20 protein-coding genes are annotated in these 21649 nt (G+C 69.0%); 16 read left to right on the top strand and 4 right to left on the bottom strand.

Annotation, left to right across the window (positions count from 1 at the left end; translation table 11 throughout):
- Window positions 1-101: 101 nt before the first annotated feature.
- Window positions 102-2348, bottom strand: a complete 2247-nt coding sequence (ppsA, locus tag JOD27_RS37545; protein WP_204767103.1) for a phosphoenolpyruvate synthase — start codon at window positions 2346-2348, stop codon at window positions 102-104.
- Window positions 2345-3340, bottom strand: coding sequence for an Acg family FMN-binding oxidoreductase (locus JOD27_RS37540; protein WP_204767102.1), 996 nt, complete (start codon window positions 3338-3340; stop codon window positions 2345-2347). The genes ppsA and JOD27_RS37540 overlap by 4 nt, the downstream gene beginning before the upstream one ends.
- 191 nt (window positions 3341-3531) lie before the next feature.
- On the opposite strand from JOD27_RS37540, the gene JOD27_RS37535 reads away from it, so the two are divergent.
- From JOD27_RS37535 to JOD27_RS37475, 13 genes are all read left to right on the top strand, one after another.
- Entirely contained in the window at window positions 3532-4218 is a 687-nt protein-coding gene (locus JOD27_RS37535) for a CBS domain-containing protein (protein ID WP_204767101.1), read from the top strand.
- Between the two features lie 14 nt (window positions 4219-4232).
- Complete coding sequence (locus JOD27_RS37530; RefSeq protein ID WP_239570725.1) at window positions 4233-4844, top strand: CBS domain-containing protein; 612 nt, start codon at window positions 4233-4235, stop codon at window positions 4842-4844.
- A 2-nt stretch (window positions 4845-4846) separates the two neighbouring features.
- Complete coding sequence (locus JOD27_RS37525) at window positions 4847-5062, top strand: PLDc N-terminal domain-containing protein (RefSeq protein WP_204767100.1); 216 nt, start codon at window positions 4847-4849, stop codon at window positions 5060-5062.
- Between the two features lie 339 nt (window positions 5063-5401).
- On the top strand, window positions 5402-6775 hold the full coding sequence (locus JOD27_RS37520) for an amino acid permease (RefSeq protein ID WP_307830561.1): 1374 nt from the start codon (window positions 5402-5404) through the stop codon (window positions 6773-6775).
- A complete protein-coding gene (locus tag JOD27_RS37515) occupies window positions 6772-8016 on the top strand; it encodes an arginine deiminase (RefSeq protein WP_204767099.1) in 1245 nt (414 codons plus the stop codon). The genes JOD27_RS37520 and JOD27_RS37515 overlap by 4 nt, the downstream gene beginning before the upstream one ends.
- Window positions 8017-8029: 13 nt before the next feature.
- Entirely contained in the window at window positions 8030-9022 is a 993-nt protein-coding gene (gene argF / locus JOD27_RS37510; protein WP_204767098.1) for an ornithine carbamoyltransferase, read from the top strand.
- Window positions 9022-9921, top strand: a complete 900-nt coding sequence (locus JOD27_RS37505; RefSeq protein WP_204767097.1) for a carbamate kinase — start codon at window positions 9022-9024, stop codon at window positions 9919-9921. Before argF ends, JOD27_RS37505 begins: the two co-directional genes overlap by 1 nt.
- Before the next feature lie 241 nt (window positions 9922-10162).
- Window positions 10163-11182 (top strand): zinc-dependent alcohol dehydrogenase, encoded by a 1020-nt coding sequence (locus JOD27_RS37500; protein WP_204767096.1) that lies wholly within the window; start codon window positions 10163-10165, stop codon window positions 11180-11182.
- 435 nt (window positions 11183-11617) lie between these two features.
- A complete protein-coding gene (gene acsA / locus JOD27_RS37495) occupies window positions 11618-13357 on the top strand; it encodes an acetate--CoA ligase (RefSeq protein ID WP_204767095.1) in 1740 nt (579 codons plus the stop codon).
- Window positions 13354-14307 (top strand): pyruvate dehydrogenase (acetyl-transferring) E1 component subunit alpha, encoded by a 954-nt coding sequence (pdhA, locus tag JOD27_RS37490; RefSeq protein ID WP_307830560.1) that lies wholly within the window; start codon window positions 13354-13356, stop codon window positions 14305-14307. Before acsA ends, pdhA begins: the two co-directional genes overlap by 4 nt.
- The gene (locus JOD27_RS37485; RefSeq protein WP_204767094.1) at window positions 14304-15281 is read left to right on the top strand and encodes an alpha-ketoacid dehydrogenase subunit beta; all 978 of its coding nucleotides are present in this window, start codon (window positions 14304-14306) and stop codon (window positions 15279-15281) included. Before pdhA ends, JOD27_RS37485 begins: the two co-directional genes overlap by 4 nt.
- Window positions 15282-15303: 22 nt before the next feature.
- On the top strand, window positions 15304-16602 hold the full coding sequence (locus JOD27_RS37480) for a dihydrolipoamide acetyltransferase family protein (protein WP_204767093.1): 1299 nt from the start codon (window positions 15304-15306) through the stop codon (window positions 16600-16602).
- Window positions 16599-16850 (top strand): phosphopantetheine-binding protein, encoded by a 252-nt coding sequence (locus JOD27_RS37475; RefSeq protein ID WP_204767092.1) that lies wholly within the window; start codon window positions 16599-16601, stop codon window positions 16848-16850. The genes JOD27_RS37480 and JOD27_RS37475 overlap by 4 nt, the downstream gene beginning before the upstream one ends.
- A 348-nt stretch (window positions 16851-17198) precedes the next feature.
- On the opposite strand, the gene JOD27_RS37470 is transcribed toward JOD27_RS37475, so the two are convergent.
- Complete coding sequence (locus tag JOD27_RS37470) at window positions 17199-17600, bottom strand: hypothetical protein (protein WP_204767091.1); 402 nt, start codon at window positions 17598-17600, stop codon at window positions 17199-17201.
- A gap of 167 nt (window positions 17601-17767) precedes the next feature.
- On the opposite strand from JOD27_RS37470, the gene JOD27_RS37465 reads away from it, so the two are divergent.
- The 3 genes from JOD27_RS37465 to ctaD all read left to right on the top strand — a co-directional run bounded on the left by JOD27_RS37465 (window position 17768) and on the right by ctaD (window position 21194).
- Window positions 17768-18361: an Rv1733c family protein gene (locus tag JOD27_RS37465; RefSeq protein ID WP_204767090.1), complete on the top strand. Its 594-nt coding sequence runs from the start codon at window positions 17768-17770 to the stop codon at window positions 18359-18361.
- A gap of 5 nt (window positions 18362-18366) precedes the next feature.
- Entirely contained in the window at window positions 18367-19278 is a 912-nt protein-coding gene (locus JOD27_RS37460) for a universal stress protein (RefSeq protein WP_204767089.1), read from the top strand.
- Window positions 19279-19478: 200 nt separating this feature from the next.
- Window positions 19479-21194 carry an aa3-type cytochrome oxidase subunit I gene (ctaD, locus tag JOD27_RS37455; RefSeq protein ID WP_204767088.1) on the top strand — a complete coding sequence of 572 codons (1716 nt, stop codon included), beginning with the start codon at window positions 19479-19481 and terminating at the stop codon, window positions 21192-21194.
- Here the strand turns inward: ctaD and JOD27_RS37450 are convergent.
- The gene (locus tag JOD27_RS37450) at window positions 21154-21645 is read right to left on the bottom strand and encodes a DoxX family membrane protein (RefSeq protein WP_204767087.1); all 492 of its coding nucleotides are present in this window, start codon (window positions 21643-21645) and stop codon (window positions 21154-21156) included. The two genes, ctaD and JOD27_RS37450, sit on opposite strands and share 41 nt — an antisense overlap.
- Window positions 21646-21649: the final 4 nt, after the last annotated feature.

The raw sequence follows: 21649 nt of genomic DNA, 5'->3' as shown, positions 1-21649 counted from the left end.
TGGTCGACGTCATCTGGGCACTGCTGCGTGACGGCCGGGAGTTTCATCGCTCACCACTCACAGCCCAGATCACTTGACCTGATCATTGAAACTCCAGGTGGTCAGCGGTGGTTGCGCAGCAGGAGCCGGCGTTCGGCGGACCCGATGGCCGCTCGTGCCGCGGGAACGGCGTCGGGGTTGACCGAGATCGAGGTGATGCCGAACTCGACGAGCTTTTCGGCGAACTCGGGTTTGTTGGACGGTGCCTGGCCGCACAGCGACGAGGTGATGCCGGCGTCGCGAGCGGCGCCGACGATGCGGCCGATCATGTCGAGCACGGCGGGGTCGGACTCGTCGAACAGGTCCGCGCAGAGTTCGGAGTCGCGGTCGACGCCGAGCATGAGCTGGGTGAGGTCGTTGCTGCCGATGGACACCCCGTCGATGCCGGACCGGGCGTACTCGGGGATCCAGTACGCCACTGAGGGCACTTCGGCCATGACCCAGCGGTGCAGTCCGCGCTGGCGGCCGAGTGGGCTGCGGTCGATGTGCTCCAGGCAGGCGTCGAGCTCCCACTTGGTGCGGACGAACGGGATCATCAGGTGCAGGTTCGGCGTCTGCTCCCGCACCCGAGCGAGTGCTTCGAGTTCGAGGCTGAACAGCATCGGGTCGTCGACGTACCGGTAGCAGCCGCGGTAGCCGATCATCGGGTTGTGCTCGTGCTTCTCGAACTTGTCGCCGCCCTTGAGCTCGCGGAACTCGTTGGTGCGGAAGTCCATCGTGCGGTAGACGACGGGCCGCGGCGCGAACGCGTGGGTGATCTGCAGCAGAGCGGACGTCATCGCGTTGAGGAAGTCTTCGGTGCCGTGCTGGGCGAGGAACCGGCGGGGGTGTTCGGCGCCGAGTGCCTCGGTCAGCATGAACTCCGCTCGGAGCAGGCCGACGCCGTCGACCGGCATCGCGGCCACCTCGGCCGCGTGTTCGGGCAGGGCGAGGTTGACGTACACCCGCGTGCCGAGGGCTTCGGTGGACGGCATGGCAGGAGCGACGATCCGCTGCGCGGTCGTGATCGGTGCCGAGCCGGCGCGCACCTCACCCGCGCTGCCGTCCACGGTGACCTGCTGCCCTTCCTTGAGAACCATGGTCGCCGAACCAGTGCCGACCACGCACGGGACGCGTAGCTCGCGGGCCACGATCGCGGCGTGACAGGTGATGCCGCCGCCGTCGGTGACCACCGCGGACGCGCGGCGCATCGTGGGCACCCAGTCGGGGTTCGTCATCTCGGCGACGAGGACCTCGCCGTCACGCAGTCGTGCACCCTCATCGGGGGAGCGCAGCACCCGGACCCGTCCGGACGCGATGCCGGGAGAGGCGGCCAGACCGGCGACCAGGGGACCGTCGAGCGTCACGGTGGCATCGGGCAGCGTGGTGATGGGCCGCGACTGCACGAGCCAGGTCTTGCCGTCGGCGATCGCCCACTCGGTGTCCTGCGGTTCGCCGTAATGGCGCTGCACGCGCACCCCGAGCTGTCCGATCGCGATCGCCTCGGCCTCGGTGAGGACCTGGGCGTGGGATTCCTCGGTCGTGAGGTCGATCCGCTGGTCGGCTCCGTCCGGACCGCGCACGATCTTGTGGGACTTGCGGCCGACCCGAGTGTCCACAACAGACAGGGAGTCGCCATTGCGGCGCAGCACGTAGGTGTCCGGCTCGACCGAGCCGCTCACCACCACCTCGCCCAGTCCGAAGGACGCCTCGACGAGCAACTTGTCGCGGTCACCGGAGGACGGGTCGGCGGTGAACATGACGCCGGACCGTTCGGAGTTCACCATCCGCTGCACCACGACGGCGATCGCGGGTTCGTCGGTGATGCCCTGCTCCGCGCGGTAGGCGACCGAGCGCGTGCCGAACAGCGACACCCAGCAGTCCAGCAGCCGGTCCAGCAGGGCATGCGCACCTCGGGTGTTGGTGAACGTGCTGTTCATTCCGGCGAACGAAGCTCCGGCGGTGTCTTCCGATGTGGCCGAGGAGCGCACGGCGACGGACTCGTCCTGGCCGAGTTCGCGGTAGGCCTGCAGCACCTCGTGCCGAACGTCATCGCAGACACCCGCCTTGCGCACGAGCTCCCGCATTCGCTCGGCGGACTCCGCGAGCCGTTCGGGAGAGGTCGCCCGGTCGAGCGCGATCGCGAGCTCGGTGGCGAGGTCGTCGCGGACCTGGCTCATCGAGTTCAGGAACGCCTCGGCGGTCACGACGAAACCGGGCGGCACGGGCAGTCCCGCACGGGTGCATTCGCCGAGGTTCGCCCCCTTTCCGCCGGCTATGTCCGTGTCGTTCTTGCCGAGGCTGCTGAAGTCGCGGATGTAGCTGCTCATGGCCGCTCCTGCGGGGTGAGGACGTCGATGACGGGCCGGCGAGGCGTGGCAGGCAGCGGATCGGCGTTGAAGCCGGCCCAGCCGACCCGGATGACGAGCTGTGGACATGTCGAGCCGCCCAGCACGTGGTCGCGCACGAGCTCCTTGGTCTCCACGACCTCCAGCGGCTGGCTGAGCGGGCAGCACGCGAGGCCGGCCGACGTGGCCTCCAGCAGGACGGCGCTCGTCGCTTCGCCCGCGCGCAGCCGGGACAGCTGGTCGTCGGACGAGGTGCTGAGCACGATCAGGGATCCGGCGTCCTCGCTGAGCAGCCGGCGGTCGGTCTGCAGCAGCTCACCCGGTGCGAACTCGCGCATCTGGAGGTTGCCGTACTGCCGAGAGCCGGCCGGGATGTTGGCCGCGGGCACACCCGACGAGGCGCCCGGATGGACACCGGTCCACTTGCGGATCTCGTCGCGGTACGCCGGATCGGCCTCCTGGGCGGTCGCGGCCGTGGCGATGGCCATGAGCAGTTCGTCCCGTGCGCGGCCAACCACCTCCTGCGCCTCGACACCTTCCGCCAGCGCACAGGCCACGAGCTGCGCGGTGATCCCCTGAGGAACCGCCCAGGAGGAGAACGCGCGGCGATCCGTGCGCCTGCGTGGAATCGCGGCCGCGAGCGCGACGTGCGCCTCGTTGGGTTCGCGTGCCTCGAACTCGATCGCCGCGAGGTGGTCGGGCTGTCCGGGGTTCGGCAGGCGGTGCACGACCGCGCGCCACCCGAGCGCCGCCAGGCCCACTCGCAGGTGGTGCAGCGCGGCACCGCAGCTGATGATCAGGTCGGCGCCCAGCGGGTCGATCGCGGGCAGGCTGCGCGTGCGATCGGCATACAGGTGCAGGCTGTGCCTGCCGAGTTCCCAGCGCCACGGCTGGGAGTTGTGCACCGACGGCGCGCGGCAGGCGAGCGCGACCGCCGCCCGCACGGTGTTCTCGTCCGGCTGACCGCGGTTCATCCGGCTCACCTCCAGGTCTCCAGTTCCACACTCAAACCTCGCAGCGCCGCGGGGTGGGGGTGAGGGGCCTAGGTCCCCTGCGAACCGGGACCGCTGTCCCCGTGCGGTGCCGCCTTTGGCACGTGTGCTGCCGCCTTGTGCTCGACAACGCTGGGACGCACGTGAACGAACGGATCACCGGAGGGTGTGTCATGCGTGAACCGACTGTTTCCTCGCTGATGACGCGGGAGGTGATCAGCGCAGACGTCGAGTCCTCGTTCAAGGACCTGGTGGAGTTGCTGGAGGAGAACGGCATCAGCGCTGTTCCCGTGCTCGACGGCGGCTACCCCGTCGGCGTCGTGTCGGAGGCCGACCTGCTGCCGAAGGAGGAGTTCCGCGGTGGCACCGCCGAGGCACCCGGCCTGTTCGCCGGACGCGACACCAAGCACCGGTGGGAGCAGGCCGCGGGGCTGACCGCCAGGGACGTGATGACCAGCCCGGTCAAGAGCGTCTCGCCGAACACCTCAGTCAGCGCGGCAGCCAGGGAGCTCGCTGCGGCCGGTGTCCGCAGGCTCTTCGTGATCGACGGAGACGGTGCGCTCGTCGGCGTGTTGTCGCGCCGTGACGTGCTCAAGCTCTACCTGCGCGAGGACGACGAGCTGCGCACGACGATCCGGGACGAGATCCTCGGCCGCACGCTGTGGGTCGACCCGGACACCGTCGACGTCGAGGTGACTGACGGCGTGGTGACGTTGCAGGGACGGCTCGAACGGCAGAGCGAGATCGACATCGCCGATCACCTCGTCCGGTCGTTGCCCGGCGTCGTCGACCTGCAGAACCGGTTGCTGCCGGAGTGGAACGACACGACGCACCCCCGTCAGACCGAGATCTTCGGTTGAAGGAGCGCACGCACATGAGGACTCGAGACGTGATGACGACCGACGTGGTGGTGGTCAGCCCGGACACGGGCGCCCGTGACGCCGCCCGGCTGCTGGCCGAACGCGGCTTCACCGCAGTGCCCGTGGTCGACGCCACAGGAACGTTCGTCGGTGTGGTGAGCGAGGCCGAACTGCTGCGTGACCGGCTGCCGCAGGACCCCCGGTGGCTGGTGCACGGCGAACCGCCCGTGCCCCGGCACGCGCCCGGTGACGTGGTGGCCCAGGTGATGACGAGGCCGACGGTGACGGTCACCCCGAACACCGACCTCGCGGAGGTCGCCGAACTGATGCTCGACCACGGCGTGCGCAGCGTCCCGGTCGTGCGCGAGGGCCGTCTCGTCGGCATCGTGACCCGGCGGGACATGCTGCGTTCGATCAGCCGGGACGACCGGGTCATGGAGGCGGAGATCCGCCACCGACTCGGCGTGCTGGGCGCTTCGCACCGGTGGCAGGTTGAGGTGAGGGGCGGGCAAGTGTCCATTGTGGACATGATGGACGATGCGACCGACCGGCACGTGGCCGAGGTGCTGGCCCGTGCGGTCGCCGGCGTGACCGACGTGCGCATCACCACACCCGAACGGATCTGATCATGGCGAGACGACGGTGGAGCGAGCTCACCGAGGCGCAGCGCAGGACCTTGGTGACCATGGGCGTCGTGCAGGTGCTGTTGGCCGCTGCGGCGTGGACCGACCTGGCGTTGCGGCCGCGCGAGTTCGTGCGCGGACGCAAGGGGTGGTGGGCGCTGGCGATCCTGGTGAACTTCGCCGGGCCACTCGCCTACTTCCGCTGGGGGAGAAGGGCATGAGCACAAGAAAAGCGTTGGCTTCACCCGGTACCTCTCGGTTTCTCAAGCCCGCAGAACCACTTTCAGCGCTCCGCCGTCGCCGGCGCTCTCGAACACCTCGTACGCCGTGTCGAAGAGTCCCGTGGTGATGGTGACTGCGTTGACGCGCACGATCGCGTCGGTCGTGTCCTTGATCTCGGGCCTTGGCTTCTCGCGCGGTCTCGCGGTGTGCAGAGACCGGGGTCCCGGGCGGAAGAGGACCAAGTTCCCGGCACCGACAAGTCATGAGTCGGTGGGACCGCGCAAGCGCCGAGCGCAGGCTGCTCACAGCAAAGTCCACATCGGAGTTGGGAGCGCGTCGTGAGCACAGACATCTCAGGACCGGCCGCCGCGACGCGGCCTGACCCCGGCGGCAATACGCCGAAACCCTCCAGGTTCGGGCTGCCCACCGCGATCGCGCTGGTGGTCGGTTCCGTCATCGGGACGGGTGTATTCGGCTTGCCCGCGGCGCTCGCGCCGTTCGGACCGGTCAGCCTCGTGGCGTTCGTGCTGGTCACGATCGGTGCACTGGCTCTCGCGCTCGCGTTCGGCGCGCTGTCCAAGCGGATCGCGGGCTCCGGCGGCCCTTATGTGTACGCGCGGGACGCGTTCGGTGAGTTCGCCGGGTTCCTCAACGCCTGGTGCTACTGGATCACCGCCTGGGCCGGCAACGCCGCGATCGTCGTGGCGCTCGTCGGCTACGTCGAGGTCTTCGTGAACACCCAGCACCAGGTCGGCTGGTCGATCGCGATCGCACTGGCGGGTCTGTGGATCCCCGCTCTGGTCAACCTGTCCGGTCTGCGGAGCATGGCCGTCACGCAGATCGTCTTCACCGTGCTGAAGATCGTGCCGCTGCTGTTCATGGCAATTGTCGGAGTGTTCTTCGTGAAGTCCGCGAACTTCGGCGCGTTCAACGCCAGCGGCACCTCGATCGGCGGCGCCATTACGGCAGCTGCCGCGATCGCGTTGTTCAGCTACATCGGCATCGAGACCGCCTCCGTCGCCGCCGGTCGGGTTCGCGATCCTGAGCGCAACGTCGGCCGCGCCACCGTGCTCGGCACCATCGGCTGCGCGGTCATCTACATCCTCGGCACGCTCACCGTCTTCGGCACCGTGCCCAACAGCGCGCTGCGGGAGACCAAGGCCCCGTTCACCGACGCGGCCAACGCCATCTTCGGCGGCCAGTGGGCGGGCCAGGCCATCGCGATCGCGGCGGTCGTGTCCGGGATCGGTTGCCTGATCGGCTGGACCCTGATCGTCGGCGAGATGCCCATGGCCGCCGCGAAGGACAAGCTGTTCCCGGTGGCGTTCCTGCGCACCCGAGGCGACATCCCCAGCTTCGGCATCGTCAGCTCCACCATCCTCGCCTCGGCGCTGGTGATCGTCAGCTACACGAGCTTCGACCAGGTCTTCACCACGCTCGTGCTGCTGTCGGTGTTCACCGCGGTCGTCCCGTACCTGTTCAGCGCCGCCGCCCAGCTCTTCTGGCTGCTGGTCCGCGGCCGCAAGGCCGAATGGCCGCACCTGCTCCGCGACGGCGTCGTCTCGGTCCTCGCCCTCGTCTTCTCCTTCTGGGCCCTGGCCGGCAGCGGCTACCAGGCCGTCTACTACGGAGCTGTCTGCCTGTTGCTGGGCGTGCCGCTCTACCTTTGGCTCAAGGTCGGCAGGGGCGAGTACGGCGAGGCGAGGTCATGACCCTCGGCGTCCATTCCGAAGTCGGCACGCTCCGCCAGGTCATCGTCCACCGGCCGGGCCTGGAGCTGTCCCGCCTCACCCCGCGCAACTGCGGCGAACTGCTCTTCGACGACGTCCTGTGGGCCTCGAAGGCCCGCGAGGAACACGACCACTTCACCGACGCCCTGCGCGCCCGTCGCGTCACCGTGCACCACACCGGCACTCTGCTCGCGGAGACCCTGGCACTGCCGGAAGCTCGCGCGTTCGTCCTCGACCGCGTCTGCACGCCGGAACTCCTCGGCCCCACGCTCGTGCGCCCCGTGCGCGAGTTCGCCGAGAAGATCGACGCCCTGCAACTCGCCGAACTGCTCGTCGGCGGCGTCACCCGCGCCGACCTGTCTCCACTCGGCGTGCACAGCCTTCGGTGGAGCTCACTCGGCCTCGACGACTTCGTGCTGCCACCGCTGCCGAACACACTGTTCCCGCGCGACAGCTCGGCGTGGGTCTACGGCGGCGTGACCGTCAACCCGATGGCCAAGCCCGCCCGCCGCCGCGAATCCCTGCACTGCCAAGCCGTCTACCGCTTCCACCCGTTGTTCGCCGACGCGACGTTCCCGACCTACTACGGCGCCGACGACGCCAACCACCAGCCCGCCACGCTGGAAGGCGGCGACATCCTCGTCCTCGGCCGCGGCACCGTGCTGATCGGCATGGGGGAGCGGACCACCCCGATGGGAGTGGAAATCCTTGCGCGGGAACTGTTCCGCACCGGCCAGGCCACCTCGGTCATCGCCGTCGGCCTGCCGCGCTCGCACGCGCTGATGCACCTCGACACGGTCATGACGATGCTCGACCAGGCCACGTTCATCCGTTATCCGGAACTGGATCCCGTGCAGCTGCGCACGTGGCTGATCACTCCGGCAGACCCGTTGGAGGTCGTGGAACACGCCTCGGCCGGTCTGCACGTCGAGGAACGTGACTCGGTGTTCCAGGTGATCGCGGACCAGCTCGGCCTCGACCGACTCCGCGTGCTGTGCGCCGCTGAGGACGCCAGCGCCGCCGAACGCGAACAGTGGGACGACGCCAACAACTTCCTCGCTCTCGCACCCGGCGTCGTCGTCGGCTATGAGCGCAACACCGTCACCAACACCATGCTCGCCGATCACGGCATCGAGGTCATCTCCATCCCCGGCAACGAACTCGGCCGCGGCCGGGGCGGCGCCCGCTGCATGACCTGTCCGATCCAGCGCGACGGCATCTGAAAGGACCACTTCGATGCGACACCCCGGCTCGTTGCTGAAGGAACTCGACCTCACCAGGGACAGGTTCCTCGACCTCGTCTCCCAAGCCCGCGGCCTCAAGCGCGCCAAGGCATCCGGCACCGAACACCCGCTGCTCACCGGCAAGAACATCGCCCTGGTCTTCGAGAAGAGCTCCACCCGCACCCGCTGCGCCTTCGAAGTCGCCGCCCACGACCAGGGCGCCCACGTCACCTACCTCGACCCCACCGGCTCCCACATGGGCCGCGAGGAGTCCATTCCGGACACCGCCAAGGTCCTCGGCCGCATGTTCGACGGGATCGAGTTCCGCGGCTTCGCCCAGGACACCGTCGAGGAGCTCGCCGACCACGCCGGCGTCCCGGTCTGGAACGGCCTCACCGACTCCTGGCACCCGACCCAGATGCTCGCCGACGTGCTGACCATGGTCGAGAACCACGGCGGCCCGGTCGAGGAGATCAGCTTCGCTTTCGTCGGCGACGGCCACAACAACGTGGCCCGCTCGCTTCTCATCACCGGCGCGTTGCTCGGCATGGACGTCCGCATCGCCGCCCCCACCTCGTTGCAGCCACCGGCCGACGTGATCGACAAGGCACGCGAGCTCGCCATTGCGACTGGCGCCCGCGTCCTCGTCACCGACGACCCCGACCAGGCCGTCCGCGGCGTCGACTTCATCTACACCGACGTCTGGGTCAGCATGGGCGACTCCCAGGAAGCGTGGGACAGCCGAGTCCCGCTCCTGACGCCCTACCGTGTCACCGCTGAACTGATGAAGGCCACTGGCAACCCGAACACGAAGTTCCTGCATTGCCTGCCGTCCATCCACGACCGCACCACGACCGTCGGCCGTCGAGTGCACGACCAGTACGGGCTGGACGGAGCAGAAGTCACCGACGAGGTCTTCAACTCGCCCAACTCGGTCGTCTTCGACCAGGCCGAGAACCGTCTGCACACGATCAAGGCGGTCATGATCGCAGGGCTGGCCTCCTGATGCGCATCGTCGTCGCACTCGGAGGCAACGCCCTGCTCGTGCGCGGAGAACGCGCCGACGCCTCCGTCCAGCTTCACCACGTCGAAGCGGCGGCGCGAGCCCTCGCGCCGCTGGCCGCCGACCACGAACTGGTGGTGTGTCACGGCAACGGCCCGCAGATCGGCCTGCTGGCCTTGGAAAGCGAGGCCGACCCGTCGCTCACCCGCCCGTACCCGCTCGACACCCTGGGCGCCGAAACCCAGGGCATGATCGGCTACTGGCTCGCCCAGTCACTGCGCAACGCCGGCGTTCGCAAGCCGGTCCTCGCGGTGGTGACTCAGACCGTCGTGGACAAGGCGGACCCGGCCTTCGCCGCACCGACCAAGTTCATCGGCCCGATCTACGACCGCGCCCAGGCCGACCGACTCGCCGAGCAGAACGGCTGGACCATGGCCGCGGACGGCCCGCACTGGCGCCGCGTCGTGCCCTCCCCAGAACCGCTCCGGCTCGTCGAACAGGAGTCCATCGAGCAGTTGGTGAGCGACGGGACGATCGTGGTCTGCGCCGGCGGGGGAGGAGCCCCAGTCGTCGACAACGGGCGACTGCATGGAGTCGAGGCGGTCGTGGACAAGGACCTCACGTCGGCCGAACTCGCGATCGCGCTGAAAGCCGACCGCCTGCTCCTGCTGACCGACATACCGGCCGTGATGACCGATTTCGGCCTGCCCGATGCGGAGCCGCTGCACCGTCTGAATCTGGCGGAACTCGAGCAAATGACGTTCCCTCCCGGCTCGATGGGGCCGAAGATCGAAGCGTGCCGCCGGTTCGTGCGGGCAACGGGATCAGCGGCGGCCATCGGTGCGCTTGTGGACGCGGAGGCGATCCTGCGTGGCGCTGCGGGGACGACGATCGCTTGCTGAGCGAATCGGGTTGTCCGCCGCACGTTCGAGTGCTGTTGATCAGGTAGAAGCCGCCGGGACCCCGCGAGGGTGGGGAGACGGGCGAGGCTGTCGTAGTGGTTCGGCCAGGGGCGACAGAGTCGTCGCGGCGGGGCGAGTTCGCGGCCTGCCGTCCGACACACCCTGAGCGCAGCCGGTTGCAGCGTCTTCGCAGCGTCAGCGTGTCTAGCGTGATCATCCCCTTCCAGGAAAGGAAACTGCGATGAAAGCAGCGGTCGTGACCAACTTCAGCAAGCCGTTGGAGATCCGGGAGGTGCCGATTCCCGACCTCGTCCCCGGCTCCGGTCAGATGCTGGTGCGGATCGAGACATCCGGGCTCTGCCACACCGACATCCACGCGGCGCACGGCGATTGGCCGGTCAAGCCGTCGCCGCCGTTCATCCCCGGCCACGAGGGGATCGGCCGCGTCGAGAGCGTCGCCGACGGAGTCTCACCGGAATGGGTGGGCAAGCGCGTCGCCATTCCGTGGCTCGGCTCGGCCTGCGGGAACTGCGGGTACTGCATCTCCGGCTGGGAGACGTTGTGCGAGAACCAGATCAACAGCGGGTACTCCGTCGACGGTGCCTACGCCGAGTACGCACTCGCGTACGCCAACGGCGTCGTCGAGGTTCCCGACGGTGTGTCCTCAGTGGACGCCGCACCGCTGACGTGCGCCGGGGTGACGACCTACAAGGCCGTCAAGGTGGCGAGGGTGGTGCCCGCGGAGCGGGTCGCGGTGTTCGGCATCGGAGGCCTCGGGCACATGGCGGTGCAGTACGCGCGGCTGGTCGGTGGCCTCGTCACCGCCGTCGACATCGAGCAGAGCAAGCTCGACCTCGCCGCCGAGCTCGGCGCGGACCACCTGGTGAACGCGGCGGAGACCGATCCGGTCGAGGCCATCCGCGAGGTCGGCGGCGCCGACGTGGCCGTGGTGCTGGCCGCGTCGCCGAAGCCGTTCGCCCAGGCGTACCGGTCACTCCGGCGCGGTGGCCGGCTGGTGATGGTCGCGCTGCCCGCGGACGACGCCGCCATCACGGTCCCGATCTTCGACACCGTGCTCGGCGGCATCTCGGTCATCGGCTCGATCGTGGGCACCCGCGCGGACCTTGCCGAGGTGTTCGCGCTGCACGCGGCCGGGCGCACCAGGGTGATCACGCAAACACGCTCGCTGGACCAGGTCAACGAATCCTTCGACGACGTGCTCAACGGCCGCGTGCCCGCACGGCTGGTGTTCGAGCTCTGACGTGGCTCCGCAGGTAGCGCGGTGATCAGTCGTGTGAATCCAGAAGGCCGTCACCAGGGTTGTGCCGGGATCAGGTGCATCGGAAGAGCCGGTCGAAGACGATGATCAAGGGTGCGACCTCGCCTTGTCGACGGTGGGGTAGTGGATGTCGCTGAGGTTCTCGAGGAACCGGCCGTGGAGCAGTTCCGGGTCGGCGATGAGGAGAAGCACGCCACGGCCCACGGCGGTCGGCCATGGAAGGGGCTCGTTCGCGACCGCGGCGACCAACGCGGTCGCGAGGAGCCATCGTCGTTCGAGCGACCTCGCGCGGGAGGTCGCACGTCACTGTCTCGCCGGGACCGTCGGGCCGCGGGTGCGGGTTCCGCGGACCGATGCCGGGCACACCGAGGACCTTCGTCCCTGCTGCCCGGACCCGTGCCGCTCCAACCTGGAGGCATGGGATGGGAGCCGATCAGGAAGCGTCCTGCCGGGACTGTCACGCCGAACCTGCTGGACTACGAGCGAACGCGCTCGGACTTCAGCTGGGAAGGCGCGCGGCAGCAGCTCACCGGTTTGCCCGGTGGTGGTCTCAACATGGCGTACGAGGCGGTGGACCGGCACGCGGCCGGTCCGTTGCGGGACAAGGTCGCGTTGCGTTGCCGGGATCGCGCAGGACACACGACGGAGCTGACCTACGACGAACTCAGGCGTGCCACCAACAGGTTCGCGAACGTGTTGCGGTCACTCGGCGTCGGCAAGGGTGCTCGCGTGGCGACGCTGCTCGGCCGAGTGCCGGAGCTGTATGTCACGGCCATCGGCACAGTGAAGAACACGAGCGTGTACGCGCCGCTGTTCTCCGCGTTCGGTCCGGAGCCGGTGCGGGAACGCCTGCGGCTCGGCGACGTGCGGGTGCTGGTCACGACGCCGCAGTTGTACCGCAAGCGGGTCGAGCAGTTGCGGGAGTCGTTGCCGGAGCTGGAACACGTGCTGGTGATCGGCGACGCGCCGCCCGGCACCCGGTCGTTCGCCGAGGCGATGGCGGAAGCGAGCGACGAGTTCACCATCCCACCGACGTCGCCCGACGACATGGCGCTCCTGCACTTCACCAGCGGTACCACAGGACAGCCCAAGGGCGCGGTACACGTGCATGGGGCCGTGCTGGCGCATCACGTGACAGCCGCGTACGCGCTCGACCTGCACACGGACGACGTCTACTGGTGCACGGCGGATCCAGGCTGGGTGACCGGTACCTCGTACGGCATCATCGCGCCGCTCACACACGGCGTGACGATGATCGTCGACGCTTCGGACTTCGACGCGCACGGATGGTACGAGGTGCTGCAGGACGAACACGTCACGGTCTGGTACACCGCTCCGACCGCGTTGCGCATGCTGATGCGCTCCGGTGCCGAACTCGCCAAGCGGTACGACCTCTCGGCGTTGCGGTTCGTCGCGAGCGTCGGTGAGCCACTGAACCCGGAAGTCGTAGTGTGGGGCCAGGAAGCGCTGGGCCTGCCGGTGCACGACAACTGGTGGCAGACCGAGACCGGCGCGATCATGATCAGCAACTATGCCGCGGAGGACATTCTGCCCGGTTCGATGGGCCGGCCGATGCCCGGCGTCGAGGCCGGGATCGTGATGGGCGACGGCGGACGCGTGGTGGAGGTGCGTGACCCGGAAGCGGTCGGCGAGCTTGCGCTGAGGCCGGGCTGGCCGTCGATGTTCCGCGGCTATCTGCACGATGACGTGCGCTACGCGGAGTCCTTTGTGGACGGCTGGTATCTCACCGGCGACCTCGCCCGCCGCGACCCCGACGGCTACTACTGGTTCGTCGGCCGGGCCGACGACGTGATCAAGTCGGCGGGCCACCTCGTCGGGCCGTTCGAGGTGGAGAGCGCGCTGATGGAACACCCGGCGGTCGCCGAGGCGGGGGTGATCGGCAAGCCGGACCCGGTCGTGGGCGAGGTCGTGAAGGCGTTCGTGACGTTGCGGGAGGGCAACGATCCGACTGAGGACCTGCGGACCGAGCTGATCGCGTTCGGCCGACGGCGACTGGGTGCCGTGGCGCCCAAGGAGATCGCGTTCGACCAGCACCTGCCGCACACCCGCAGCGGCAAGGTGATGCGCAGGCTGCTGAAAGCACGCGAACTGGGGTTGCCGGAAGGTGACACGTCCACGCTGGAGGTGGGACGGTGAAAGAACACCTGGACCTGTTGCGCGAGATGTTGCGCATCCGCCGGTTCGAGGAGCGGTGCGCCGAGCTGTACAGCTCCGCTCAGATCCGCGGTTTCCTGCACCTGTACGTGGGTGAGGAGGCGGTGGCGGCCGGTGTGATGTCCGAACTGGACCCGCAGGACGCGGTCGTGTCCACCTACCGCGACCACGGGCACGCGCTTGCCCGCGGCGTGCCGATGGACGCCGTGATGGCGGAGATGTTCGGCAAGGAGACCGGATGCAGCCGGGGGCGGGGTGGCTCGATGCACCTGTTCGACGCGACCCACCGGTTCTTCGGCGGCAACGCGATCGTCGGCGGCGGGCTGCCCGTCGCGGCGGGACTCGCGCTGGCGCACGTGATGCGGGGCGAACCCCGAGTCGTGGCGTGCTTCTTCGGTGAGGGCGCAGCCGCGGAAGGCGAGTTCCATGAGGTGCTGAACCTCGCCGCGCTGTGGCGACTGCCGGTGTTGTTCTGCTGTGAGAACAACCAGTACGCGATGGGCACGGCGTTCGCCAAGGAGCACGCAGCCGGTGACCTCGCGTTGCGCGCTTCGTCGTACGGACTGGCGGCCTGGTCGGTGGACGGCATGGACGTGCTCGCCGTGAAGGAGTCGGCCCGCCGCGCCACCGAGTCGATCCGCGCCGGCGGCGGCCCGTGCCTGCTGGAGCTGCGCACGTACCGGTTCCGCGCGCACTCGATGTACGACCCTGAGCGTTACCGGGACAAGGCAGAGGTGGCGCAGTGGCGCGACCTCGACCCGATCGACCGGCTCGTCGAGCTGATTCGGCCCGAGTTCACCGACGATGAACTGGGGGCGCTGGAGTCCGAGGTGTCGGTGGAGATCGACCACGCCGTGGCCACCGCGGAGACCGCGGACTTCGAGCCGGTCACCGACCTCACCCGGTTCGTCACCTCGGAGGTGAGCCCGTGAAAACCACCTACCGCGAGGCCCTGCGCGAGGCCATCCGCGACGCGATGAACCGCGACGACCGCGTGTTCCTGATGGGCGAGGACGTCGGCAGCTACGGCGGTTGTTACGCGGTCAGCCTCGGGTTGCTGGAGGACTTCGGGCCGGAGCGCATACGTGACACCCCGCTGTCGGAGTCGGCGTTCGTCGGCGCGGGCATCGGTGCGGCACTGAACGGCATGCGGCCGATCGTCGAGATCATGACGGTCAACTTCAGCCTGCTCGCGCTCGACCAGATCCTCAACAACGCCGCCACGTTGTTGCACATGTCCGGCGGCCAGTTCCCCGTGCCTCTCGTGATCAGGATGACCACTGGCGCCGGCCGGCAGCTCGCCGCGCAGCACTCGCACAGCCTGGAGGGCTGGTACGCGCACATCCCCGGCCTGCGGGTGCTCGCGCCCGCAACGCTGGAGGACGCGCGCGGCATGCTGTGGCCGGCGCTGTGCGACCCCGACCCGGTGCTGATCTTCGAGCACAACGCTCTTTACAACCTCTCCGGCGAACTGGCCGACGACGCCGGCCCGGTGGACATCACCCGCGCCGCGGTGCGCAGGCCCGGCAAGGACGTCACGCTCATCACCTACGGCGGCAGCCTCGCCAAGGCCCTCGCAGCGGCCGACGACCTCGCGGCCGACGGCATCGACGCCGAGGTGATCGACCTGCGCACGCTGCGCCCGCTGGACGCGGACACGTTCCTCGAATCCGTCCGGCGCACGCACCGTGCCGTGGTCGTCGACGAGGGATGGCGCAGCGGCAGCCTGTCGGCCGAGATCGCCGCGCGCATCGCCGAAGAGGCACTGTACGACCTCGATGCCCCGGTGCGGCGGGTCTGCAGCGCGGAGGTGCCGATCCCGTACGCCCAGCACCTGGAGGAGGCGGCGCTGCCGCAACCGGCGTCGATCGCTGCGGCGGCGAGCGAGGTGGTGCGCGGTGGCTGAGTTCACGCCAAAGCAATTTCGGATGCCCTCGCTCGGTGCCGACATGGACGAGGGCACAGTGATCGAGTGGCTGGTGCAGCCGGGCGACACCGTCGCACGAGGCGACGTCGTCGCGGTCGTGGACACCGCGAAATCCGCGGTCGACGTCGAATGCTTCGACAGCGGCGTGATCGAGGACATCCTGGTGCAGCCGGGAAAGTCGGTGCCGGTCGGCACGCCGCTCGCCACCATCGGGACAGTGGACGGTGCGACAGCGAAGCCCGTGCCGGTACCGAAGCCGACGGCGCCCGCTCCAGCCGCGCCGTCCGCCCCCGCGCCGGCACCGAAGCCGCGAACTCCCGTCGCAGGGCCACTGGTGCGCAAGCAGGCCGCCGAGCTCGGCGTCGACCTGGCCGGAGTCCGTGGCACCGGCAGGGGCGGCGCGATCACGCGTGCGGACGTGCAGCGGGCCGCCCGGCCGCGAGCCGTGGCCGAGTCGCCGGTACGGACCAGGGCGACGCCCTACGCACGGCGTCTCGCGAAGGAGCTCGGCGTCGATCTCATCCGCGTCTCGGCGCGCGACGGCGTCGTTCGGGCGGCCGACGTTCGCGCGGCCGACATCCGTGCGGTGAAACCCCCACCGCAGGCCGAGAAACCGGCCGCGCCGATCGTCGATCGAACCGCGACCCTGCGGCTGGCCACCGCGAAGCTGATGGCGCGGTCGAAGCGGGAAATCCCGCACTACTACCTGAGCACCACGATCGACATGACCACCGCGATGGCGAGACTGGCCGAGCTGAACCGCGACCTGCCGGTCGAGCGCCGTGTCCTGCCGGTCGCTCTCGTGCTGCGAGCGTGCGCGCGAGCGGCGGAGAAAGTGCCGCAGCTCAACGGATTCTGGAACAGCGAAGGATTCGAGGCCGGCGACGGTGTGCGCCTCGGGATGGCCGTGTCGCTGCGCGGTGGCGGGCTGATCGTCCCGGTGATCGCGGACGCCACCAGCCTCGGGCCGGTCGAGATGATGGACCGGGTGCGCGACCTCGTCACCCGCGCCCGCGGCGGGCGGTTGCGCGGCAGTGAGCTGACCGAGGCGACCATCACGGTCACCAACCTCGGAGACCGCGGCGTCGAGTCGGTCTTCGGCGTGATCCATCCGCCGCAGGTCGCTCTCGTCGGCGTCGGCAAGGTGGTCGAACGCCCATGGGCCGTCGACGGCCTGCTCGGCGTGCGTCCCGTGGTCACCGTGACGCTGTCGGCCGACCACCGCGCGACCGACGGGCACACCGGCGCCCGCTACCTGGAGATCGTCGAGAAACTGCTGACCACACCGGAGGAACAATGACACCCGACGACGCCCGCGACATGATCCAGGCCGCCCTGCTGACCGTCGCGCCGGACGCCGAGCTCGGTGACGTCGCCCCGGACGCCGACCTGCGCGAGGAACTCGACCTCGACTCCATCGACTTCCAGGCCTACGCGGCGGAACTGAGCAAGCGCAGCGGCTTGCCGGTGACCGAGGAAGACCAGCGCGGACTCACCACGCTGGCGGCGGGCGTTGCTTTCCTGACGCGTGCTCGCGTGAGGCCCTGACGTCCCGCCGTTCGAACTCCATCGCCGCCACCCCGCCACGAGGCGAGGGCCATCGTGTGCGCCTTCTCCTCTTCCGCGGGTGTGAGAACCACGCGTCCTTTCATCCCGCACGAGATCGTCCCTCGGCGACGGCATCGAGATCTCGCGGGTGGTCTACGCGCAGACGTCCTGCCCCGAACTGCGACTGATCACCTGCGGCGGCTGGTTCGACCGGCCGCCGCATCGCCGGTGGCCTCGTCGATCGCGACAGCGATGGCCATGGTGCTGCCGTGGGTGTTCCCACTGGCTGGACCGTGACCCCGCGTTCCGCTCCGGTCCGCTCGCGACGGTCGTGCAGTTCTTGCCGATCTACCTCGTGATCGCGACGGCGATCGCCTGATCGGCGAAGAAGCCCTGGGCGGCGGCGAGGCTCGCCCGGCACGCGCGGACGATCTGCTGGGTGGCGGCGCTTCTGGGGACTTCGTGGCACTTTTCGCAGCGCACCAGGACGTCGCCGGTCAGCTCGTCGACGCCTACTGAGGCGGTCGAGGAGCAGTCGCGGCACCACCGGTGCCCGGTGACCTTGATGACGTGGTCCGCGGAGTGCACGCAGTGGTGCAGCCACCGGCGGTGCAGCCGGCAGGAGACGCGCTCCAGTGGGTTCAGACCCAGCTCCTCCGCCGCGTCCTCCTCGGCGAGCATCGCGGCCAGGCGACGGTCGGGGACGTCCGCGTAGTGCTCCTGGCCGGTGATGAGGAGTGGGGTGGTCATGGCGTTCTCCCTGGAATCGAAGTCTGTTCCAGACTTCTCCCGCGCACCGGCTGCGAACACCGCACGGGGACTCCATTTCGGCTGAGACCAGGTGCTCATCGGTGTCGAGACGTTGGTCCCTGGGGATCGCCGCGTCCGCCCGGAAATCTTGGTACCGGAGGTGGACCATGACCGCGAAACCGATGACCAGACTCGTGCATCAGGCCTTCCCCTACCGCAACGAGCTCGCGACGACCGGCGACCGGATCGAAGGCGTGATGCTGGCGCTCGGCGTCGCGGTGTCGCTGATCGCGATTCCGGTCGCGGGTGCGACAGGTTCCGAGACGTACGCGAACGATCGGGCACGGGTTGCCGTCGAGCAGGTGAGCAAGCAGCACGTGGAAGCCTTCCTGATCGAAGATGCGCCGATCACGATCGGCTCCGCCGCGCGCGGTGGCGTCGTCGAGTCGGCACCCGTCCTCGCGAGGTGGCGGTTGCGGGACGGCACCACCCGCGAGGGTGTGGTGCAGGCGCACTACGACGCGAAGTCCGGCGCCAGGGTGCCGGTCTGGATCGACGAGAGCGGCCGGGTGACGGAACCCCCGATGACGAGCGAAGGCGCCGCAGTCAACGCGATCATCCTCGCCTTCCTGCTCTGGAGCGCTGTAACGGGCGCGATGGCGCTGCTGTACCTGGCGACGAGGTTCACGCACAAGCGGATCCGGCTGCGCCAGTGGGCGAACGAGTGGCGGCGGATCGCCCCGGACTGGACCGGGCGGTGAACCGGGTGACCGTTCCGATCGGACATTCGAACGTGGTGGTCGTCGGTCTGGACGGATCGGACGCCGCCCAGCGGGCAGTGTCCTGGGCGGCGGAGGAAGCCGTCCGGCGCGGTGCGTCCCTGCGCATCGTGCACGCCGAGCTGCCGTTACCCGCCGACGCGCTCGACATGACAGGCATGGCCCGCAGCGCGCTGCACGATGAGGCCATCGCCTGGGTGCAGAAGGCCGTTTCGGAGGCCAACGAGGTCGCGCCCGGCGTCGAGGTCCAGGTACGGGTCGAGGTGAACACGCCCGCGTGGCTGCTGGAGCAGGAGTCGGCGGACGCCGCCCTCGTCGTGGTCGGATCGCGAGGCCTCGGCGGATTCACCGGTCTGCTGCTCGGTTCGGTAGCTGTCGCGTTGTCGTGCCACGCGAAGTGCCCGGTGGTCATCGTCAGGGGCGCCGATCCAGTACTGGACGGACCCGTCGTCGTCGGGGTCAACGGTTCCCCGCAGAACTGGCACGTGCTGGACCGGGCGTTCGAGGAAGCCGAGGCGAGAGGCACCTCGCTGGTCGCCGTGCACGCCTGGCACCCGCCGATGCGCAACGCGCGGATCGCCGAGACCGTCGGCATCGTGTGGTCAGAGCTCGACTCCGTCCGCCACGCCCTCGTGAAGCAGCGGCTGGAGGCCTGCGCGGACCGGCATCCCGGCGTGCGGGTCGAGGCGCACGTCGTGCACGGCTCACCCGCCCAGCGGCTCGTGGAGCACTCCGAAGGCGCCTCCCTGCTCGTGGTCGGGTCCCGCGGCAGGGGCGGTCTCAGAGGGATGATGCTCGGTTCGACGAGCCAGTCGGTCCTGCGCCACGCGCGATGTCCGGTGCTTCTGGTGCGACCCGGACTGGACGAACAGATGGACGAGGCTCGCCTGGACGGTTAGTGGCGAGGACACCGAGGACCAGCGGAACCGTGGACCGGGATGTTGGTCCCTGGGCGAGTCACCGAGGTGGAGGCGAGGACCGGTGACCTGCGGCATGCGAACCGGAAGGTCCCTGGGCCGGAGTGACCTTCGGCCCTGAAGGTTCGCTTCCGCTCGGACGACCCTGTCGGAGTTCCCCTCGGACGAGACTGGAGTGATCCGTGACGGCACTGGTTCCCACCCCGATCGAGGTTCGCCCCGGCCCCGCGCGGCCCGGGCGCAAGGGTTCGGCGTTGCTGGGGTTGTTCCGCACCACCGACCACAAGCAGATCGGTGTGATGTACCTGGTCACCACGTTCGCCTTCTTCATGGTGGGCGGGGCGATGGCGATGCTGATCCGGGGCGAGCTGGCGCGGCCGGGTCTGCAGTTCCTGTCCGCGGAGCAGTACAACCAGCTGTTCACCATGCACGGCACGGTCATGTTGCTGCTGTACGCGACGCCGAGTGTGTTCGGGTTCGCCAACTTCGTGCTGCCGTTGCAGATCGGTTCACCGGACGTCGCGTTCCCCCGGCTGAACGCGTTGTCGTTCTGGCTGTTCCTGTTCGGCGGTCTGCTGATGCTGGGCGGGTTCGTCACGCCCGGTGGCGCCGCCGACTTCGGCTGGTTCGCCTACGTCCCGCTGTCCGGCGCGGAACATTCGCCCGGGGTCGGCGCCAACCTGTGGATCGTCGGTGTCGCCGTCGGTGGTCTCGGCACCATCCTCGGTGCGGTCAACATGGTCACGACCGTGGTGTGCCTGCGTGGTCCCGGCATGACGATGTGGCGGATGCCGGTCTTCACCTGGAACATCCTGGTCACCAGCATCCTGGTGCTCGTCGTCTTCCCGATCCTGACGGCGGCGGGGTTCGGCCTGCTGGCGGACCGGCTGCTCGGCGCCCACGTCTTCGACCCCGCCAACGGGGGAGTCGTGTTGTGGCAGCACATGTTCTGGTTCTTCGGCCACCCCGAGGTGTACATCCTGGCGCTGCCGTTCTTCGGGGTGATCTCCGAGATCGTCCCGGTGTTCTCGCGCAAACCGGTCTTCGGCTACAAAGGACTGGTCTGGGCGACGCTGTCGATCGCCGCGCTGTCGCTCGCGGTGTGGGCGCATCACATGTACGCGACCGGCGCCGTGCTGCTGCCGTTCTTCGCGCTGCTGACCTTCCTCGTCGCCATTCCGACCGGCATCAAGTTCTTCAACTGGATCGGCACGATGTGGAAGGGACAGCTCACGTTCGAGTCGCCGATGCTGTTCTCGATCGGGTTCCTGGTCACCTTCCTGTTCGGCGGGCTGAGCGGCGTGCTGCTCGCGGCGCCACCGCTGGACTTCCACGTCTCGGACACCTACTTCGTGGTGGCCCACTTCCACTACGTGCTGTACGGGACGATCGTGTTCGCGACCTTCGCCGGCATCTACTTCTGGTTCCCGAAGATCACCGGCAGGATGATGGACGAACGGCTGGCGAAGCTGCACTTCTGGACGACGTTCATCGGGTTCCACGTCACCTTCCTGGTGCAGCATTGGCTGGGCAACCAGGGCATGCCGCGCCGCTACGCCGACTACCTCGCCACGGACGGTTTCACCACGCTCAACACGTTGTCCACCATCGGTGCCTACGTTCTCGGCGCCTCGACGCTGCCGTTCATCTGGAACGTCATCAAGAGCTACTGGTACGGCGAGATCGTCACGGTCGACGACCCGTGGGGCTTCGGCAACTCGCTGGAATGGGCCACCACGTGCCCGCCGCCGCGGCACAACTTCACCGAACTGCCCCGGATCCGCTCGAACCGGCCCGCGTTCGACCTGCACCACCCGCACATGGTCGAGCGCGCTCGCCGCGAGGCGCACGTCGGCTTCACCGGGAGGGCACTGCCGGGCGATCACGATGCCGGTTGAGCCGCGTCTCGGCGTGGAGCAGCAACACGAGCGGCGGCAGCATGATCAGGGCGTACACGGTCTCGAACCACCCGAACAGCCACAGCAGCAGGTGAAAGGCGATCACTGCGACGTAGCCGAGCCGTGTCCACCGGCCGCTGATCACGAGCACTCCGGCCGTGGCCTCGAACAGGATCAGCAGGCCGATCAGCAGCACGTGGTTCGGCGGCACGACAGCTCGCCACGCGGTGGTCACCCAGGCGAAATGGGCGGGGTCGGCGAAGCCGGCGTAGTCGTCCCCGCGGACCAGGTTGATCACGTGCAACAGCGCGCCGCCGACCACGAACAGCACGCCCACCGCGACTCGGCCGATGTAGCGGCCCACCGGCCGGCGGACCGCCAAGGCGGCACCGATGATCGTCGCGACGACACACGCCGTCCACAGGACGATGAAGAAGATGTTGTTCTGCATGGTT

The organism is Lentzea nigeriaca, assembly GCF_016907955.1.
Taxonomy (GTDB): domain Bacteria; phylum Actinomycetota; class Actinomycetes; order Mycobacteriales; family Pseudonocardiaceae; genus Lentzea; species Lentzea nigeriaca.
This window is presented reverse-complemented; position numbering and strand designations above follow the sequence as displayed.

Bases quoted from the DNA above. Each gene is read 5' to 3' on its own strand.
- ppsA (WP_204767103.1), bottom strand. From the start codon at position 2,348: ATGAGCAGCTACATCCGCGACTTCAGCAGCCTCGGCAAGAACGACACG.
- JOD27_RS37540 (WP_204767102.1), bottom strand. From the start codon at position 3,340: ATGAACCGCGGTCAGCCGGACGAGAACACCGTGCGGGCGGCGGTCGCG.
- JOD27_RS37535 (WP_204767101.1), top strand. From the start codon at position 3,532: ATGCGTGAACCGACTGTTTCCTCGCTGATGACGCGGGAGGTGATCAGC.
- JOD27_RS37530 (WP_239570725.1), top strand. From the start codon at position 4,233: ATGAGGACTCGAGACGTGATGACGACCGACGTGGTGGTGGTCAGCCCG.
- JOD27_RS37525 (WP_204767100.1), top strand. From the start codon at position 4,847: ATGGCGAGACGACGGTGGAGCGAGCTCACCGAGGCGCAGCGCAGGACC.
- JOD27_RS37515 (WP_204767099.1), top strand. From the start codon at position 6,772: ATGACCCTCGGCGTCCATTCCGAAGTCGGCACGCTCCGCCAGGTCATC.
- argF (WP_204767098.1), top strand. From the start codon at position 8,030: ATGCGACACCCCGGCTCGTTGCTGAAGGAACTCGACCTCACCAGGGAC.
- JOD27_RS37505 (WP_204767097.1), top strand. From the start codon at position 9,022: ATGCGCATCGTCGTCGCACTCGGAGGCAACGCCCTGCTCGTGCGCGGA.
- JOD27_RS37500 (WP_204767096.1), top strand. From the start codon at position 10,163: ATGAAAGCAGCGGTCGTGACCAACTTCAGCAAGCCGTTGGAGATCCGG.
- acsA (WP_204767095.1), top strand. From the start codon at position 11,618: ATGGGATGGGAGCCGATCAGGAAGCGTCCTGCCGGGACTGTCACGCCG.
- JOD27_RS37480 (WP_204767093.1), top strand. From the start codon at position 15,304: ATGCCCTCGCTCGGTGCCGACATGGACGAGGGCACAGTGATCGAGTGG.
- JOD27_RS37475 (WP_204767092.1), top strand. From the start codon at position 16,599: ATGACACCCGACGACGCCCGCGACATGATCCAGGCCGCCCTGCTGACC.
- JOD27_RS37470 (WP_204767091.1), bottom strand. From the start codon at position 17,600: ATGACCACCCCACTCCTCATCACCGGCCAGGAGCACTACGCGGACGTC.
- JOD27_RS37465 (WP_204767090.1), top strand. From the start codon at position 17,768: ATGACCGCGAAACCGATGACCAGACTCGTGCATCAGGCCTTCCCCTAC.
- JOD27_RS37450 (WP_204767087.1), bottom strand. From the start codon at position 21,645: ATGCAGAACAACATCTTCTTCATCGTCCTGTGGACGGCGTGTGTCGTC.